The organism is Burkholderia sp. Bp9090, assembly GCF_003857985.1.
GTDB lineage: Bacteria > Pseudomonadota > Gammaproteobacteria > Burkholderiales > Burkholderiaceae > Burkholderia.
In genome coordinates this window covers 24,998-41,133 of the sequence record NZ_QTPV01000051.1, presented here as the reverse complement: position 1 = coordinate 41,133, position 16,136 = coordinate 24,998, and the positions used below count along the sequence as shown (strand labels likewise).

The following is a 16,136-nucleotide window of genomic DNA, read 5'->3' as shown; positions in this document are numbered from 1 at the left end:
CGGCCGTCGCGCCCGCTCGCCGTCCCGTCCGCGAGTCCGTCAGAACCCGAATGCGATCGCGAGCAGCCCGCTCACGATCCCGAACACGACGACGAGGCCCGTGACGATCGCCAGCATGTAAGGCTTGAACGACCGCGCGAGCATCGCGAGCGACGGCACGCTGATCGGCGGCAGCGTCATCAGCAGCGCGGCGGCCGGGCCGACGCCCATGCCGAGCGACAGCATCGCCTGGATGATCGGCACTTCACCGGCCGTCGGGATCACGAACAACGTCCCCGCGACCGCGAACGCGATGATCCAGCCGAGATGGTTGCCGATGTCCGGGCCGATATGCGGGAACAGCCACGCGCGCGCCGCGCCGAGCAGCAGCACGAGCACGATGTATTCGGGCACGAGCCGCACGGCCATGCGTGCGAGCAGCTTCATCCAGCGGACGAACGGATTGCCTGCGGCAGCCTGTTCGGCCACCAGCGCGGCGAGTTGCGCGTCGTCGATACTGCGGTCCTCCGGACGCGCGATGCGGTTCAGCAGATAGCCGATCCCGAACACCATCGCGATGCCGAGCACGAGCCGCAACGCGCTCCAGTGCCAGCCGAGCACGAAGCCCATGAACACCAGCGCGGCCGGATTCAGCACCGTGTTGCCAAGCCAGAACGCGACCGCGCCGCCCGGCGACGCGTGCCGCGCACGCAGGCCCGCGACGACCGGCGCCGCGCAGCACGTGCACATCATGCCCGGCAGCGACAGCAGGCCGCCCGCGGCGACACTGCCGAAGCCCGTGCGGCCGAGCACGCGCGCGACCCAGTGCGCGGGCAGCAGCGCCTGCACGGCCGAACCGAGCAGCAGGCCGAGCACCATGGCCTGCCAGATCGCCTTGCCGTACGCCCATGCGTAGTCGAGCGCCGCCTTCAGCGACGGCTCGGGCGCGCTCGCCGACGTGCCCATCAGGATCGACTGGCCGATCGAATGATGCTCGGCGGCGACGAACGCCTTGTTGTAGTACGGGAACCATTTCACGTAGAACAGTCCCGCGACCGCGATCAGCAGGAAGGTCAGCCAGCCGAGCGCCGGACTGGGTTGGGTGCGTGTGGTCGTCATCGTGCGGTGGTCGTAGGGTTGTGGTCGGTGGCGGCTCGCGCCGCCCCGCCGGCGGCGGGCGAGGCCGGCAGCCCGGCCTGCGCGAGCGCGTCGAGCAGCGCGCACGCCTGCTCGCGCCCGTCGGCCGCATTCGGCCGGAAAGTGAACGCCAGTGCGCGGTTCGGCTTGTTGTACGTGGCGCGGTAGGTGCGCGCATAGGCGGGATCGTAATGCTTGTCGATCAATTCGGTGAACAGCTCGGCCCGCGCGTCGGCATCGATCAGCGCATGCCAGTGCGCCACCTCGTCACGGCTGTGCAGGCCGATCAGCCGATTGAGCTGCGCCTTGAACGCGGCCGGCTCGTCGAACAGGTGGGCATAGTCGTCAAGGAGAAACGCGATGCGTTCGTCGTGCGCCGCCTCGACCTGCACCCACGGCCCGGCGTGAAACGCGTCGATCAACGCGATCGGCAGGTGCACGAGCCCGATCCTGCGGCTTTCCGATTCGACGAACACCGGCCATTCGGGGTCGAAACGCCCGAGTGTCTCGACGAGCCCCGAATCGAAGCCCTTCTGCGACGGCTGCGGCTTGCCCGGCAGCGCGCCGAGCAGCGAGCCGCGATGGCGCGCGAGCGCTTCGAGATCGAGCGTCTGCGCCCCTTCGTCGCGTAGCGCGTTCAGCAGCCGCGTCTTGCCGCAGCCGGTATGACCGACGAGCGCGATGTAGCGAAACCGTGTCGGCAGCGTGTCGAGCGTCGCGCACACCGAGTGGCGGTACGCCTTGTAGCCGCCGTCGAGCTGGCGCGCCTGCCAGCCGATCAGGTTGAACCAGGTCGTCATCGAACCCGAGCGCTTGCCGCCGCGCCAGCAGTAGATCAGCGGCCGCCAGTTGCGCGGACGGTCTGCAAACGTGGTGTCGAGATGGCGCGCGATGTTGCGTGCGACCATCGCCGCGCCGACGCGCGTCGCCTCATACGGCGACACCTGACGGTACATCGTGCCGACGATCACGCGCTCCTCGTTGCTGAGCACGGGCGCGTTCAGCGCGCCGGGGATGTGATCCTCGGCGAACTCGAGCGGCGTGCGCACGTCGATGATCTCGTCGAACTCGCCGGCGCGATCGAGGGTGACAATCAGGTTCTTCAATTTGGCGTCGAACAGGGGCGATGCGGCTCGGCGAGCCGCACGGGCACGCAAGGCGGATTCGCGATTATCTCACGCCCGGGCGTCCCGGGCCGCGCGCGGCAACCGGCGGCGGCGACGCGGCGCTCATCACGTCGATCAGATGGTCGCGAAACGCGCGCACCGACGCGGGCAGATCGCGCCCCGCCATGGTCTGCACCTGGATGCTGCGCTCGCGCAGCTGGGGGTTCGTGACGGGCACGACGACGAAGCCGTCCGCGTCGAAGCGGTCCCGCACCGATAGCAGCCCGGTGAACATGACCGCACCGGTACGCTGCGCGTAGCGGTACATCACCGCGGTGTTGTTGCTGGTCAGTTCCGGCTCGAGCATGAGCCCGTCGAGCACGCACGCGATGTCGATCAGCTGGCGCACCGTCGTGCCGGCCTCGGGCAGCACATGCGGGTGCCGGGCGACATCGGCGAGCGACACCGAATCGCGTGCCGCGAGCGGATGGTCGCGCCGCACGAGCGCGAAGACCGGCGCACGCTCCGTGTGTTCGACGCGTACGCCCTGCTCCGGCGCCAGGCTGAACGTCAGCCCGATGTCGGCATCGCCGTCGCGCACGCGCCGCGTCGCCTCCGCCGGCGACACGACCCACACCGAGAAATCGACGCCCGGGTGGCGCGCCTTGAAGCCCGCGAGCGCACCCGGCAGGAAATCGATCGCGAACCCTTCCGAGCAGGCGACCTTCAGCAGGCTGCCGTGCAGCGCCTCCAGCCCGCCGATTTCCTTCATCACGTGCTCGGCCTCCAGCAGGCTGCGCTGCGCGAAGCCCAGCAACCGTTCGCCGGCCTCCGACAGCGCCATCCCGCGCGGCCGGCGCTCGAACAGCGGCGCGCCGAGTTCGCTCTCGAGCTTCGCGATCTGCCGGCTGATCGCCGAGACGGCCACGTGCAGCCGCGCCGATGCGTCGCTGATCGACCCGGTACGCGCCACTTCGACGAAATACCGCAACGCAAGACCATGCAGGAAAGCCGCCATCGTTCTGTCCCCGGGCCTGTCGCCCAGGCCGCTCTGCTTTGCCTTTTCGGCAAAGAAATGTTCGAAATTCGATCATTGTGACAAAAAAAGCCGCTTCCTAGAATCGATCGCACTCCCGGTCGTGCGCGCCGCGCCCGCCGGAAAACCGATACAGGAGACCCGTCTTGAGCCGTACCGCCGCCATCCAGCACGCGCTGAACCAGTTCGAATCGGGCGCGCTCTTCACGACCCTGAGCCGCCGCGTCAGCCTGCGCACCGAAAGCCAGGACAGCGGCTCGGGCGCCGCGCTGCGCGCCTACCTGACCGACGAGATCGTACCGGAGGCCGCGCGCCTCGGCTTCACGTCGCGGATCGTCGAGAATCCGGCCGACGGCGGCGGCCCGTTCCTGCTGGCCTCGCGCCACGAGGACGACGCACTGCCGACCGTGCTGATCTACGGCCACGGCGACGTCGTGCGCGGCTACGACGCGCAATGGCGCGCGCCGCTGTCGCCGTGGACGCTGACCGTCGACGGCGATCGCTGGTACGGCCGCGGCAGTGCCGACAACAAGGGGCAGCACACGATCAACCTGGCCGCGCTGGCGAGCGTGCTCGCCGCGCGCGGCGGCCGGCTCGGCTTCAACGCGAAACTGCTGATCGAGATGGGCGAGGAAACGGGGTCGCCGGGCCTCGACGCACTGTGCCGCCAGGAGCGCGACACGCTCGCGGCCGACGTGCTGATCGCGTCCGACGGGCCGCGCGTCACCGCCGAACGCCCCACCGTGTTCCTCGGCTCGCGCGGCTCCGTCAACTTCAAGCTCAGCCTGCGCGCCCGCGACGGCGGCCATCACTCGGGCAACTGGGGCGGCCTGCTGCGCAACCCGGCGACCGTGCTCGCGAATGCGCTCGCAAGCCTCGTCGACGCGCGCGGCGCGATCCGCGTCGCGGGGCTGCGCCCCCCGCCGATCCCGGCCGCCGTGCGCGCCGCGCTCGCCGACCTGTCCGTCGGCGGCGGCCCCGGTGATCCGGCGTTCGACGCCGACTGGGGCGAACCGGGCCTCTCTGCCGCCGAGCGCGTGTTCGGCTGGAATACGTTCGAGATCCTCGCGTTCAAGGCCGGCAATCCCGACCATCCGGTCAATGCTATTCCACCCGTCGCGTATGCGCACTGCCAGCTGCGTTTCGTGGTCGGCACCGACTGGGAGGCGCTGCACGCGCACCTGCGCGCGCATCTGGATGCGCACGGCTTCGCCGACATCGAGATCGACGTCGAACGCGGCGCACCGGCGACGCGTCTGCCGCCGGACGATCCGTGGGTCCGCTGGGCCGTCGCGTCGCTCGCGCGCACGACCGGCAAGAAGCCCGCGATCCTGCCGAACCTCGGCGGCACGCTGCCGAACGAAGTGTTCGCCGACACGCTCGGGCTGCCGACCCTGTGGGTGCCGCACTCGTATCCGGCGTGCTCGCAGCACGCGCCCGACGAGCACCTGCTCGCGAGCGTCGTGCGGGAAGGACTGCAGATGATGGCCGGCCTCTTCTGGGATCTCGGCGACGCCGCGCCGCCCGTTCGCCGCGCGGCACCCGCCGCGGCCGGCGCCGCCCTGTAACGCGCTTCGCCCCCTTTCTCGGGACTGCTCACACGATGAATACGACCACCCTGACCTCGCAGGACGCCGCGCGCCCCAGCACCGCGAAGATCCGCCGCATCATCTTCGCCGCGTCGATCGGCAACGCGCTCGAATGGTTCGACCTGATCGTCTACGGCTTTTTCGCGGTGACGATCGCCAAGCTGTTCTTCCCCGCGACGAGCGAGGCGACCTCGCTGCTGCTCACGCTCGGCACGTTCGGGCTGTCCTACCTGATCCGGCCGATCGGCGGCTTCGTGCTCGGCGCCTACGCGGACCGCGCGGGCCGCAAGGCGTCGCTGCTGCTGTCGATCGCGATGATGATGGCCGGCACGCTGCTGATCGCGCTGATGCCGACCTATGCGTCGATCGGCATCCTCGCGCCGCTCGGGATCATGCTGTCGCGGCTGATGCAGGGTTTTTCCGCCGGCGGCGAATTCGCGAGCTCGACCGCGTTCCTCGTCGAACACGCGCCGCAGCGGCGCGGCTTCATGTCGAGCTGGCAGTTCGCGAGCCAGGGTCTCGCGACGCTGCTCGCATCGGGCTTCGGTGCACTGCTGACGTCGACGCTGAGCACCGCGCAACTCGAAAGCTGGGGCTGGCGCGTGCCGTTCCTGTTCGGCCTCGCGATCGGCCCGGTCGGGCTCTACATCCGCCGCTACGTCGACGAAGGCATCGAGTTCAAGACGCAGGCGCGCTCGGAAGCGCCCGTGCGCGAACTGTTCGCGGACCAGAAGATGCGCGTGCTGCTGTCGATCGGCGTGCTCGTGATCTCGACCGCGATCAACTACATGGTGCTGTACATGCCGACGTACGCGATCAAGCAGCTCGGGCTGCCGGCATCGACGGGCTTCGCGGCGACGCTCGCGACCGGTTTCGTGCTGACGCTCGTCACGCCGCTCGTCGGCCACCTGTCCGATCGCACCGGACGGATCCGCGTGATGGCGGCAGCCGCCGTGCTGATGCTCGTCACCGTCTGGCCGACGTTCGCGTGGCTCACGCATCACGCGTCGTTCGCGACGATGCTCGCCGCGCTGATCTGGATCGGCCTGCTGAAGGCGACGTACTGCGGCGCGCTGCCGGCGCTGATGGCCGAGCTGTTTCCGTCGCAGACCCGTGCGACCGGTCTCGCCGTCAGCTACAACACGGGCGTCACGCTGTTCGGCGGCTTCGCGCCGTTCGTGATCACGTGGCTGATCAGCGCGACCGGCAATCGGCTGTCGCCGGCGCTGTACCTGATCGGTTGCGCCGTGTTGAGTCTCATCGCACTGCTGGTCGCGCGCACGCGGCTCGGGATGCGCTGACCGCGCTCGCGAACAAAACGACGGCGCGGCATCCGTGCCGCGCGCCATTTACCGTGACGTTTACGGCGCCGGATTCGGCTGCAGCTCGTGCAGCGCGTCGATCTCGGCGAGGATCTCGTCGGACAGCTTCACGCCGATGCTGCCGATGTTCTCCTTCAGTTGCGCGAGCGATGTCGCCCCGACCAGGTTGCTGCGCACGAACGGCCGGCTGTTGACGAACGCGAGCGCGAGCTGCGCGGGCGACAGCCCGTGGCGCTGCGCAAGCGCGACGTAGCGTGACGTCGCTTCGACCGCCTGCGGCTTGCTGTAACGCTGGAAGCGCTCGAACAGCGTGATGCGCGCGCCGGCCGGACGCGCGCCGTTCTCGTACTTGCCGGACAGCCAGCCGAACGCGAGCGGCGAATACGCGAGCAGGCCGATGCCGTCGCGATGCGTGAATTCGGACAGGCCGTTCTCGAACGTGCGGTTCAGCAGGCTGTACGGATTCTGGATGCTCGCGATGCGCGGCAGCCCGAGCTTCTCGGCCGCGCGCAGGAACTGCGCGACGCCCCACGGCGTTTCGTTCGACACGCCGATCGCGCGGATCTTGCCGGCCTTCACGAATTCGGCGAGCACGCCGAGCGTTTCCTCGATCGGCACCGTATACGCGTCGTCGACCCACGGATACGCGGGGCGGCCGAACGTCGTCGTGCTGCGATCGGGCCAATGCAGCTGGTACAGGTCGACATAATCGGTCTGCAGGCGCTTGAGGCTGCCGTCGAGCGCCTCCGTCAGGTTCTTGCGGTCGAACTGGTTGCCTTCGCCGCGAATATGGCGCGGATTGTGCGGCTGCCGCGCCGGGCCCGCGATCTTCGTCGCGAGCACGATCCGGTCGCGCTGCGCACGATGCTGCGCGAGCCAGGTGCCGATGTACTGCTCGGTGCGGCCCTGGGTATCGGGCTTCGGGGGAACCGGATACATTTCCGCGGCATCGATCAGCGTGACGCCCTGCCCGAGCGCGTAATCGATCTGCTCGTGCGCGTCGCGCTCCGAATTCTGCTCGCCCCACGTCATCGTGCCGAGACCGATCAGGCTGACCTCGATGCCCGAATCGCCGAGTGTGCGGTATTCCATGCTGTTCCTGTCGCGTCAGTGGAAAGCAGAAACGCTATCACACTGAAGCGAATGCTTCAGATGGCCGATGCGTTCACTTACAGGCGGCCTTCGATGTGCGTTCAGCCCTCGCCGATACGGATACGGCCGCCTTCGCGCGCGTCGTCCGGTGGATGGCGCCGGACGGCCGCGCCGGGCGTAACGACGCCACGCCTCCCGTTACTGCGGCCGCTGAATGAAGCAGGTCGCCGATGCATGCGCGACGATCTTGTCGTCCGGCGTCTTCAGCGTGCCTTCGGCGACGCCCAGCGAACGCGACAGGTGAATCACGCGCCCTTCGGCGATCAGGTCGACGTCGCGCGGCACGGGACGCAGCATCTTCACGTGCAGGTCGACCGTGCCGTAGCCGACGCCCGCGTCGAGCATCGAATGCACCGCGCAGCCCGTGACCGAGTCGAGCACCGTCGCGGCGAATCCGCCGTGCACGCCGCCGAGCGGATTCAGGTGCCGGCCGTCCGCCCGCGCGGAAAACTTCACGTAACCGAGCTCGACGCCCAGCGGCCGCATCGGCATCGTCTCCGAGATCGACGCGAGCGGCACGTCGCCTGCCGCCGCCGCGCGCAGCAGTTCGAGACCGGACAGGGAAAGCGGATTCATCGGGTTGTCTCCTGATTGAACGCGCGTCGCCGCGCGAGTAAGTTCCAAATTGGAACTGATTATTGACAAGCGCGCCAGGCTTGTCAATGCAGCCGGCGCCCGGTGCAACCGAAGCTCAGTTCTATAATCGAACCCGCTCCTTCGCTGAACTGCCGCACGAGACTCGATCATGAAATGGGATGACATCGGTACGCTGAACTGCTCGGTCGCGCGCACGCTTGCCGTGCTCGGCGATCGCTGGACCATGCTGATCCTGCGCAACGCCTTTCTCGGCTGCCGCCGCTTCGATGCATTCCAGACGCAGCTGGGCCTCACGCGTCACGTACTGGCCGAGCGGCTCGCGCGCCTCGTCGACGAAGGCGTACTGGTCAAGCGCGCGTATCAGGAACGCCCGCCGCGCTTCGAATACCGGTTGACCGAAAAAGGCCTCGACCTGTACCCGGCCCTGCTCGCGCTGATGACCTGGGGCGATCGCTGGAAGGACGACGGCCAGGGGCCGCCGGTGCAATTGCGCCATCGCACCTGTGGCCAGCCGATGCATGCGGTCGCGGTGTGCTCGGCGTGCGGTGAGCCGCTCGACCCGCGCCACGTGCAGCCGGAACCCGGGCCCGGCTGGGTCGCGCACGAGGTGGCCGGAACGCACGATGCCTGACGCGTCGCGCTGAGCGCCGGTCGTACGAACATGGGTACGCCCATGACAGCGCGGCGCGGCCATCATGCGTGCGCGTGTTGCATGCGTCTTCGCTCGACGCGCATCGTTCGTGTTGCCGCGCCCTGTCTGCCGTTCCCGTCTCGTCGATCGCACGCCGCATTGCCCCTGCGCCCGCACGTGCGTGCCGTTCGTCACGCAGGGACCGTGCCGTCTGCGCACATGCGCGCACCGCATCGACTTCCGTCACCCGGCACGACTGCCGAGCCGATGCAGGCGCCGCGCGACATGATGAACATCACCACGTCGGGCGCTGCAGACAGCCATCCAGCTGTCGTCCATTCGCATCCGGGCGTGACCGCGCCGCCGTGTCTGCGTTACACTCACGGCCCGCTGTCTCAAAAAAGATTCGCTGTCCAAGATGTTGTCGCGCAAACGCCTCGCCGCCGCCTGCCTCGCTGCTTCCCTCATCGCCACACCCTTCGCCGCCTTCGGCAAGACGCACAATGAATCGCTGCTGCAGCAGGCGTTCGACTTCATCGCGCAACTGCTGCCGACCCCGACCCATGAAGCGCCCGCCACGCAATCCGTCGAATCGGCGTTCTCGCCCGATGGCGGTGCGGAGGCGCTCGTGCTGAAGGCAATCGGTGCCGCGCGCACCTCGATTCGCGTGGCCGCCTACTCGTTCACGTCGCCGCCCGTCACGCGCGCGCTGCTCGCCGCGAAGCGACGCGGCGTGAACGTCGCGGTCGTCGTGGACGACAAGGGCAATCGCGCGAAGAGCAGCAAGCAGGCGCTGAACCTGCTCGTCAACGCGGGCATTCCGACGCGCACGATCGACGCCTATGCGATCCACCACGACAAGTACCTCGTGATCGATGCCGAACATGTCGAGACGGGCTCGTTCAACTACAGCGCTTCGGCAGCCAGCCGCAATTCCGAAAACGTCGTCGTGGTCTGGAACAATCCGCAACTCGCGTCGCGCTACCTCGCGCATTGGCAAAGCCGCTTCGACCAGGGCACGCCGTACCGCTCGTCGTACTGACGCTTCGCCGCACGCGATCGCGGGCGCCGTTCGCGTGTGGCGCGGCCGACGCGCGTCGGCGTCGCACATCCGCGTCGTGATGTCGTCAATGATCGGCGCACATTGCATGGCGATCAACCTGGCCGAATGGCCTGCACACCGGACATGACGGCGCCGCGATCACTGGAATCAGTTGAAATCAGTGGATGTCGGGCGAGCGCTCGGCGATCTGCGTGGCCGCGACGCACCGGCCGGCATGCGCACGCGCATCGCTTGCCGAAGGCTTCGGCCGATCGCGCGTACCGCCAGGCAACGCGTCGAGTACGCAGTCGGCACTGAAGGTCAACGTGTTCTGGACCATCGGATAGAGCAGATACAGCGCCAACGCGAGATACCCCGCGTACAGAATTCGAACCATGGTGCGTTAGATGAACGATTGATCTTGCCCTGTTTACGGCATCACGTCGGACAGCTTGAGCATCGGGCGTTGAATTGCATGGCCGGCAGCAACGCACGACGCGTGAAGCGTCCGTATCGCATCGACACGGCTACAACGCGTGGTGGCAGCACGATGGAGAATGCGTGATGCTGCTCGACGGGCGCTCGTCGAGCGTTGCGGTATCGACAGAAGCGAAGCACGCCGCCCGGCTTGCGCGAGCGCCGAGCGACACACGATCCCGCGCGGCATCGCGCGGTCGCCGACCGGCTCGGATCGGCCGATCGGCACAGGTACGAATCCGCGGACAAGCGGCGAAGCAACGCCGCCGGCACCTGAGCGCGGACGAGCCGCGCGCCGATACGCGCGGCCAAGAGCCACGTTCAGTCGCGTTCAACCGGATTCGCCCGGCCCGGTCAGGCTCCGCACGGCGGCGCGCTCGCCATCGCTTCCGCGATCTGCTCGGGCGTCAGGTCGCGCTGGTGGGTCGCGATCGACCAGCGATGGCCGAACGGATCCTCCACTTGCCCATAGCGATCGCCCCAGAACATGTCGGCGGCCGGCATCGTGACTGTCGCGCCGGCCGCGACGGCCTGCGCGATCGCCGCATCGGTGTCCGGCACGAACAGGTGCAGGCAGACCGGCGTGCCTTTCAGCGTCTTCGGCCCGAGTGCGCCGTGCTCCGGCATTTCATCCACGAGCATCAGCGTCGAATCGCCGATTGCGAGGCATGCATGCGCGAGCCGGCCGTCCGGGGTCGGCAGGCGGAACCGTTCGGTCGCGTTGAACGCGCGCTTGTAGAAGTCGATGGCTGCGGCGGCGCCGGCGCAGATCAGATGCGGCGTCAGCGTGCGCATCCCTTCCGGGATCGGATTGACGGATGTGGTCATGGGTGTCGCTCCTTCAGTCGGTTGTCGTGTCGGAAATCGGGACGGACGCACGATGCGCACGCCTCCGATGCTACGACGGACGGACTCGACGGAAATCGACACGCCGGACGACATTTTTTCATTCGCGACTGGCGCCGGAACAGGTTCGGCCCGACAAGGCGCGAGCATCAGGCCGCGTGCGACCTCCAATGGGGCGATCGCACATCCGGGCATGGCCTCGTGCGCGATGGCACGGCTCGTGGGAACACGCGCCGATCGCCGCTCAGATCTGCGGAAGGTCGCGCAACGTGCGCGACTCGCTCGTCGCATCGATGTCGAGTTCGATCCCCTCCGACGCGTCGCGATACAGCACGCGTTTCAGCCTCGGCCCCACCGCTGTGCCGTCCGCTTCGTCAAATACGGCGCGAACGTCGTTGCCGGCCGCGAGCGCACGTGCCACTTCCGCCACCGACGCCTCGCTCGGCGTCGCCGCCCACGACCGGTCCGCCGGATTGACAGCTGCCCAGCGCACGTGCGTCACACGCGCACTGCGCACATCGATTCGGACACCATTCACCGCGAACATCGACATCGGAATCTCCTTCGAAACGGTTGCGGCCGGGCGAACGCCCGACGATGGAAACCGGCGATGGCGCGACAGCACGCGTTCGATCGCCACCGGACCCGCCGGACGCGCGATCACCCAGGCACGCAGCTTCGGCCAACGCGATTTTCGATGATACATTGGGACGCTTTGCAACCGTCAACAGACAATCGTGCACGGGAGAAACACATGACCGACGCCTGGGGAACCTTCCCTGCCAGAATGGGCGACCATCAGGCCTTCATCAGCTTCAATCACGGCTTCGCGGAAATCGCCGAAAGCGACCCGCGCACGTCGCTGCTCAGCGTGCGCGTCACCCTTGCGCATCCGACGCCCGACGGCCTGCCGAGCGGTGACGAATTCGCCGATCTCACGAAGATCGAGGATCTGCTGGACGCCGCGGTGACCGCGAAAAACGGCGTGCAGGTCGGCCGCATCACGGTCGACGGCAACCAGGATTTCCTGTTCTACGTGCCGTTCGACGAAGCAGCCGCGGGCGAGATCGTCGACTCGCTGGCCGAACAGACGACATACGCACTTCAGTACGCCTATCAGGACGATCCGGACAAGGAAACATACTGGCGCACGCTCTACCCGACCGACGACGACTGGCAACTGATGCGCGACATGCGCGTGCTCGAGGCGCTGCGGCAGAAAGGCGACGTGAGCGACGTGAGCCGGCGCGTGATGCACTGGGCCTACTTCCCGGACCCCAGCGACGCGCACCAGTTCGCCGACTGGGCCGAGTCGAAAGGCTATCTGGTCGAATCGGTCGCGCCCACCGAGGACGGCAAATCGGCCGTGCGGTTCGCGCACGAAGGTACGACGGTGCTGGCCGACATCACGCACCATACACTCGAGATCAATCGCGAGGTGCACTCGCTCGGCGGCGAATACGATGGCTGGGAAACCAGCGTCGAGCAGGCAGGCTGATTGCGCTGACACGCGCGTGACGCGCGATCGGACCGTGGATGGTTCGGGATCAAAAGCATCCCGGCGGCGCGACCGCGTACCGCCGGGATCCAGGCATCGCCGGCCGCAACCGGCGAGCGGCCCCAAGCGATCGCTCACGCACGAGGAATGCGATTCATGCGGATCAGGCGAACGGATGCCGGGACGCGAAACGTCGTCTGCCGAACGCCTGTCCGGTTCCGCCGACGCGGCTTGCATGCGTCGTGCGGCCAAAAAGCCCCCGCTCCTGCGCGAGCGAGCGGGGTAACGGTTGACCGGGCCGGGGTAGAACGGTCAACCGGCCAGATTGTCATCGTGGCCCGTGCAACCGTCTGTGCGGCAACTCACCCTTTCAACCGGAAAGCCCGCACGCGCCGGCACCGCATGCGGCACGTCGCGGTCAGCGCGCGACGCCGGCGAGTGGCGCGGCGACCGCGACGATCACCGGGAACAACACGACGGCCCCGATCATCATCACGCCGTCGGCCGCCAGCGTGACCGGCGTCGCGAGCACGCGAACGGCCTTGTCGCCCTTCGTCAGGCGATCGTCGACCTCGATCGTGTAGGTATGGGAAAACGACGACCACGTCTTGCCCTGCTCAAACCCGTCGGCCCGATAGCGCGAACCATTCAGCGCGCCTTCCATGCTCAGTTCGCCATGACGGGACGTCGTAAAGCCGTCCGCCTGCGCACGCGCCCAATCGTCATCCATCATGCCGGCGCGGGAAAGCACGAGCCGGTATTCGCCCGAGATCTTGCTGCCCTGCGCGACGAATCCATGGAGCGCCGCCTCGATCGACTTCCGGTAGGACGAGGCCAGCACGGCGCCGAGATGCGCGGGCATGTCGAAGATGTAGTGATACTGGTTGCCGAGCACGACGAATTTCTTGCCGTCCTCGCTGATGAGGAATCGATCGACCGTCTCTTCGTATCGGCCGTTTTCGAACAGCATCGCGGTACATCCTGCCAGACCGGTGGCAGCGACGATCGTGCCGGCAGTCAGCAGCGTTCTTCTTTTCATGTTTCGAGTCCGGATTTTTTTGATTTATATCGGCGATTTTTAAATCGCGCCAGTCTCCGGTATCGCGCATGCATCGTCAAAGCAGCGTGATGCGCTTTTCCGTGAATCCGCGCTGTTTCTCCGGATTTTCGTGAAACGACGTTTCACGACCTAACCCATTTTTTCTGGATTTCTGGATGGAGCGGCGCGAACCCGACGCTACGCCGGGCCGTCCGTGAACCATTCCGCAATCATGTCGATCCAGTCGAGATCGCTGGCGATTTCGACGACGACGTCGCTGATGGTTTCTTCGACTGAAGAATCGCTGGCGACCGCACTGGCGGTACCAGCGGCAGCAACTGCTGCGACCGCCTTCGCGGCTGGGATTTCGACGAGCGGCGCGCCCCGCGGGCTGACCAGTTGCTCCAGCCAGTCGACGATACTGGCGCGCGCGTCGTCCTCGTCGGCGAAGTCGTTGCGTTTCAGAAAACGGTCGAACACGACCCACGCGAGCGTCTTGCTTCGGGAAACGGAATCCAGTTGCCATTCGGTTACGGCGACCCGCCCCGTTTCCCGGGTTTCGAGCGTCGCTGTGAAGCGGTAATCGAGATATTCGATCTCAAGTTCAGGCGACATGATTTTCTGCGGCCACTCCGCTCTCTCGGTTCTTATCGATGTGCCGCGCCAGTCCGGTTTCACGCGCCGCGTGAATCTTGTGTGAATTCCGGACCGCGCGTCATGCAGACAGGCAGTATCGCGATATTCTCGCAAGCTGTCGACCGCGACTGAAAATGCATGGCCGCACCCGTCCAGTAACCGAAACCCGTTGCGTGATCGATTCCGTGCCGCATTCTTTCGCGCATGATTGCGCCGGCTCGATTCCGGGTATCCGCGTGCTCCGCGGCCGCAGCCGCAGCCGCGCTGTTACACTCCCGCCACAAAAAACGCTTGCCCCACCCAAGGAAACAATGACAGTCGCTCGGGCACAACATGACGGCGTCGATGTCTGGATCATCCAGCTTCCGGGACACCCCGCCTATGCCTATACACATCTCAAACGGGTATTCGCGTCCGACGACTCGCGGCATCGCGTCGTGACGGTCGACCTGGCGAAGCTGCTCGCGTGCGCCGATCGCGACACGACCGACTATGTGCTGCCGTCGGTTCAATACTGGGCGCCCGGCAAGGCCGCCGGCATCCGCGATTTCCTCGATCCGGCCGAAGCCCGGATTCCCGACATGCCCTTCATCACGTTTCGCGAGACGAGAACGCGGACGCTGCTTGGCCTTCCGGGCCTGTCGAAAGTCGGCATCGCGTCGTTCCGGAACGGTCAGCATCGCGCGCGCTATCTGGCGTTTGCAGGGGCAACGAGCCTGCCTGTCGAGGTGCATGAAACCGAGGCGGATTTGCTCGTGCGGTATTGCGGCGAGTAACGGACGCGCCGCCTCATCTTCAGCGGCATCGGTCGTGCAGCGTGCCGCCTTGGGGTTCGGTGCCGGCATCGATCACGTAGATCCGGTCGGCGACCTCCGTGCGGCCGATGAAGCTGGTTTCGACGCCTGCCAACCGCCAGCCGTTGTGCTCGTAGAAGCCAATCGCGCGGACGTTGCCGTCGAGTACCGAAAGATGAACCTTGTCCTCGCCGATATGGCGGGCCCATGCGCGAACGGCTTCGATCATGCGCTTGCCGGTACCGCTTCCGTGATGCGCGGGATGCACATGAAGGCAATCGAGCAGGACGCCGCGCGCCGGATCGACCGGCCTTTCGGCGCTGACGAAACCGACCGGCGCCCCGTCGGACTCGGCGATCAGCACGAGGCCCCACTCCGCTTCGGCGCGGTCGAAATAGTTTCGCCACCGCGTCGCGTGCTCCGTCGGCACCTCGTCGGCGAGATAGGCCGCCGGCAGGATATGGCTATAGGCGTTCTGCCAGCTCAGCGTGTGCAAGCGAGCGATGTGTTCCGCGTCGTGTGGTGTCGCGTTGCGTAGCGTGATGGTGCGGTTTTCCGGCATGCGAGGGTCGCTCTCGTTGTGCGATGGAGGCAGGGAAAGTGTAGCAATCGCGATGTTTCAACGGCGGGTTGCACAGGGAGTCGCGTGCGGCAGTGCGCGTCATGCCGTGGTCATCGCTTAATGCACCGTGACGCCTGCCGCTTTCTCCAATTCCTCGACAGCAGCGCCGCCAAAAAAAATGTCCCGACGCCTTCCGGGGCGTCGGGACCGAACGGCCCTGCAAAGCTAAGGGCACGAGGAATCGATACATTACATGAATGTAAGACTATTAAGCATTGGCGGCTCGTGCCAAGTCATTGGTTTAATCCGCCAATCTGCGAGACGATGAGCGAAGCCGGTCGCCGCTTCGCTTCGCGGGGCTCATGAGCAGCGGCCGCTCAATGGATCGGCCACGCGCGAGTGACGTGACTCGGCGCGCAGTCTCAATATCGAAACGGCTTTCGTCGGCTGACGCGAAATGGATGAATGGCGAGCAGAACGCTCTGGAAATGGCGCGGCTCGAATCGATGCAATCGCATCGAATTTTCCGCACAAAACAAAACAGGCGCCGAAGCGCCTGTTTTGTTTGAGAATTTTGGGGTGGCTGATGGGACTCGAACCCACGACAACAGGAATCACAATCCTGGACTCTACCAACTGAGCTACAGCCACCACTGATACTGCCTTGTTTCTTCGCTGTTTCGTTTCGTTTCG

The 16,136-nt window shown here is 66.5% G+C and carries 17 protein-coding genes and 1 tRNA gene; 6 read left to right on the top strand and 12 right to left on the bottom strand.

The window, feature by feature from the left end; all coding sequences use genetic code 11:
- Positions 1–39 precede the first annotated feature (39 nt).
- From DIE16_RS31515 to DIE16_RS31505, 3 genes are all read right to left on the bottom strand, one after another.
- Positions 40–1,098, bottom strand: coding sequence for a permease (locus tag DIE16_RS31515; protein ID WP_044843616.1), 1,059 nt, complete (start codon positions 1,096–1,098; stop codon positions 40–42).
- Positions 1,095–2,222, bottom strand: coding sequence for a tRNA 2-selenouridine(34) synthase MnmH (gene mnmH, locus DIE16_RS31510; protein ID WP_124894072.1), 1,128 nt, complete (start codon positions 2,220–2,222; stop codon positions 1,095–1,097). The genes DIE16_RS31515 and mnmH overlap by 4 nt, the downstream gene beginning before the upstream one ends.
- 64 nt (positions 2,223–2,286) lie before the next feature.
- The gene (locus DIE16_RS31505; protein ID WP_124485544.1) at positions 2,287–3,240 is read right to left on the bottom strand and encodes a LysR family transcriptional regulator; all 954 of its coding nucleotides are present in this window, start codon (positions 3,238–3,240) and stop codon (positions 2,287–2,289) included.
- A 164-nt stretch (positions 3,241–3,404) separates the two neighbouring features.
- Here DIE16_RS31505 and DIE16_RS31500 point away from each other — a divergent pair, with 164 nt between their 5' ends.
- Together DIE16_RS31500 and DIE16_RS31495 are read left to right on the top strand one after the other, a co-directional pair.
- Positions 3,405–4,826, top strand: a complete 1,422-nt coding sequence (locus tag DIE16_RS31500) for a M20 family metallopeptidase (RefSeq protein WP_124894071.1) — start codon at positions 3,405–3,407, stop codon at positions 4,824–4,826.
- A 35-nt stretch (positions 4,827–4,861) separates the two neighbouring features.
- Positions 4,862–6,148 carry an MFS transporter gene (locus tag DIE16_RS31495; protein WP_124522215.1) on the top strand — a complete coding sequence of 429 codons (1,287 nt, stop codon included), beginning with the start codon at positions 4,862–4,864 and terminating at the stop codon, positions 6,146–6,148.
- A 60-nt stretch (positions 6,149–6,208) separates the two neighbouring features.
- Here DIE16_RS31495 and DIE16_RS31490 read toward each other — a convergent pair whose 3' ends face one another.
- Both DIE16_RS31490 and DIE16_RS31485 read right to left on the bottom strand, forming a co-directional pair.
- The gene (locus tag DIE16_RS31490; protein WP_044845042.1) at positions 6,209–7,261 is read right to left on the bottom strand and encodes an NADP(H)-dependent aldo-keto reductase; all 1,053 of its coding nucleotides are present in this window, start codon (positions 7,259–7,261) and stop codon (positions 6,209–6,211) included.
- A 198-nt stretch (positions 7,262–7,459) separates the two neighbouring features.
- Complete coding sequence (locus DIE16_RS31485; RefSeq protein ID WP_124485548.1) at positions 7,460–7,897, bottom strand: PaaI family thioesterase; 438 nt, start codon at positions 7,895–7,897, stop codon at positions 7,460–7,462.
- 169 nt (positions 7,898–8,066) lie between these two features.
- Between DIE16_RS31485 and DIE16_RS31480 the strand changes: the two genes are divergently transcribed.
- A complete protein-coding gene (locus DIE16_RS31480) occupies positions 8,067–8,549 on the top strand; it encodes a helix-turn-helix domain-containing protein (RefSeq protein ID WP_124894070.1) in 483 nt (160 codons plus the stop codon).
- Between the two features lie 418 nt (positions 8,550–8,967).
- Positions 8,968–9,591 carry a phospholipase D family protein gene (locus tag DIE16_RS31475; protein ID WP_124570448.1) on the top strand — a complete coding sequence of 208 codons (624 nt, stop codon included), beginning with the start codon at positions 8,968–8,970 and terminating at the stop codon, positions 9,589–9,591.
- Between the two features lie 178 nt (positions 9,592–9,769).
- On the opposite strand, the gene DIE16_RS31470 is transcribed toward DIE16_RS31475, so the two are convergent.
- The 3 genes from DIE16_RS31470 to DIE16_RS31460 all read right to left on the bottom strand — a co-directional run bounded on the left by DIE16_RS31470 (position 9,770) and on the right by DIE16_RS31460 (position 11,467).
- Positions 9,770–9,988 (bottom strand): hypothetical protein, encoded by a 219-nt coding sequence (locus DIE16_RS31470; protein ID WP_124485550.1) that lies wholly within the window; start codon positions 9,986–9,988, stop codon positions 9,770–9,772.
- A gap of 434 nt (positions 9,989–10,422) precedes the next feature.
- The gene (locus tag DIE16_RS31465) at positions 10,423–10,896 is read right to left on the bottom strand and encodes a VOC family protein (RefSeq protein WP_124485551.1); all 474 of its coding nucleotides are present in this window, start codon (positions 10,894–10,896) and stop codon (positions 10,423–10,425) included.
- A 262-nt stretch (positions 10,897–11,158) separates the two neighbouring features.
- Positions 11,159–11,467: a hypothetical protein gene (locus DIE16_RS31460; RefSeq protein ID WP_044845154.1), complete on the bottom strand. Its 309-nt coding sequence runs from the start codon at positions 11,465–11,467 to the stop codon at positions 11,159–11,161.
- A 201-nt stretch (positions 11,468–11,668) separates the two neighbouring features.
- Here DIE16_RS31460 and DIE16_RS31455 point away from each other — a divergent pair, with 201 nt between their 5' ends.
- Positions 11,669–12,412, top strand: a complete 744-nt coding sequence (locus tag DIE16_RS31455) for a DUF695 domain-containing protein (RefSeq protein WP_044845048.1) — start codon at positions 11,669–11,671, stop codon at positions 12,410–12,412.
- A gap of 418 nt (positions 12,413–12,830) precedes the next feature.
- Here DIE16_RS31455 and DIE16_RS31450 read toward each other — a convergent pair whose 3' ends face one another.
- Both DIE16_RS31450 and DIE16_RS31445 read right to left on the bottom strand, forming a co-directional pair.
- Positions 12,831–13,451, bottom strand: a complete 621-nt coding sequence (locus tag DIE16_RS31450; protein ID WP_185735535.1) for a hypothetical protein — start codon at positions 13,449–13,451, stop codon at positions 12,831–12,833.
- Between the two features lie 198 nt (positions 13,452–13,649).
- Positions 13,650–14,066 (bottom strand): hypothetical protein, encoded by a 417-nt coding sequence (locus DIE16_RS31445; protein WP_124485552.1) that lies wholly within the window; start codon positions 14,064–14,066, stop codon positions 13,650–13,652.
- A 332-nt stretch (positions 14,067–14,398) separates the two neighbouring features.
- Here DIE16_RS31445 and DIE16_RS31440 point away from each other — a divergent pair, with 332 nt between their 5' ends.
- Complete coding sequence (locus tag DIE16_RS31440; protein WP_044845051.1) at positions 14,399–14,863, top strand: plasmid fertility inhibition factor family protein; 465 nt, start codon at positions 14,399–14,401, stop codon at positions 14,861–14,863.
- A gap of 19 nt (positions 14,864–14,882) precedes the next feature.
- Here the strand turns inward: DIE16_RS31440 and DIE16_RS31435 are convergent, their stop codons facing one another.
- On the bottom strand, positions 14,883–15,443 hold the full coding sequence (locus tag DIE16_RS31435; RefSeq protein WP_124570446.1) for a GNAT family N-acetyltransferase: 561 nt from the start codon (positions 15,441–15,443) through the stop codon (positions 14,883–14,885).
- Between the two features lie 575 nt (positions 15,444–16,018).
- Positions 16,019–16,094 (bottom strand) — tRNA-His (locus tag DIE16_RS31430).
- Positions 16,095–16,136: the final 42 nt, after the last annotated feature.

What these genes read in the sequence shown, in the direction of transcription:
- DIE16_RS31475 (WP_124570448.1), top strand. Translation starts at nt 8,968, where the DNA reads ATGTTGTCGCGCAAACGCCTCGCCGCCGCCTGCCTCGCTGCTTCCCTC.
- DIE16_RS31440 (WP_044845051.1), top strand. Translation starts at nt 14,399, where the DNA reads ATGACAGTCGCTCGGGCACAACATGACGGCGTCGATGTCTGGATCATC.
- DIE16_RS31460 (WP_044845154.1), bottom strand. Translation starts at nt 11,467, where the DNA reads ATGTCGATGTTCGCGGTGAATGGTGTCCGAATCGATGTGCGCAGTGCG.
- DIE16_RS31480 (WP_124894070.1), top strand. Translation starts at nt 8,067, where the DNA reads ATGAAATGGGATGACATCGGTACGCTGAACTGCTCGGTCGCGCGCACG.
- DIE16_RS31450 (WP_185735535.1), bottom strand. Translation starts at nt 13,451, where the DNA reads ATGAAAAGAAGAACGCTGCTGACTGCCGGCACGATCGTCGCTGCCACC.
- DIE16_RS31435 (WP_124570446.1), bottom strand. Translation starts at nt 15,443, where the DNA reads ATGCCGGAAAACCGCACCATCACGCTACGCAACGCGACACCACACGAC.
- DIE16_RS31445 (WP_124485552.1), bottom strand. Translation starts at nt 14,066, where the DNA reads ATGTCGCCTGAACTTGAGATCGAATATCTCGATTACCGCTTCACAGCG.
- DIE16_RS31505 (WP_124485544.1), bottom strand. Translation starts at nt 3,240, where the DNA reads ATGGCGGCTTTCCTGCATGGTCTTGCGTTGCGGTATTTCGTCGAAGTG.
- DIE16_RS31485 (WP_124485548.1), bottom strand. Translation starts at nt 7,897, where the DNA reads ATGAATCCGCTTTCCCTGTCCGGTCTCGAACTGCTGCGCGCGGCGGCG.
- DIE16_RS31495 (WP_124522215.1), top strand. Translation starts at nt 4,862, where the DNA reads ATGAATACGACCACCCTGACCTCGCAGGACGCCGCGCGCCCCAGCACC.
- DIE16_RS31470 (WP_124485550.1), bottom strand. Translation starts at nt 9,988, where the DNA reads ATGGTTCGAATTCTGTACGCGGGGTATCTCGCGTTGGCGCTGTATCTG.
- DIE16_RS31515 (WP_044843616.1), bottom strand. Translation starts at nt 1,098, where the DNA reads ATGACGACCACACGCACCCAACCCAGTCCGGCGCTCGGCTGGCTGACC.
- DIE16_RS31455 (WP_044845048.1), top strand. Translation starts at nt 11,669, where the DNA reads ATGACCGACGCCTGGGGAACCTTCCCTGCCAGAATGGGCGACCATCAG.
- DIE16_RS31490 (WP_044845042.1), bottom strand. Translation starts at nt 7,261, where the DNA reads ATGGAATACCGCACACTCGGCGATTCGGGCATCGAGGTCAGCCTGATC.
- DIE16_RS31465 (WP_124485551.1), bottom strand. Translation starts at nt 10,896, where the DNA reads ATGACCACATCCGTCAATCCGATCCCGGAAGGGATGCGCACGCTGACG.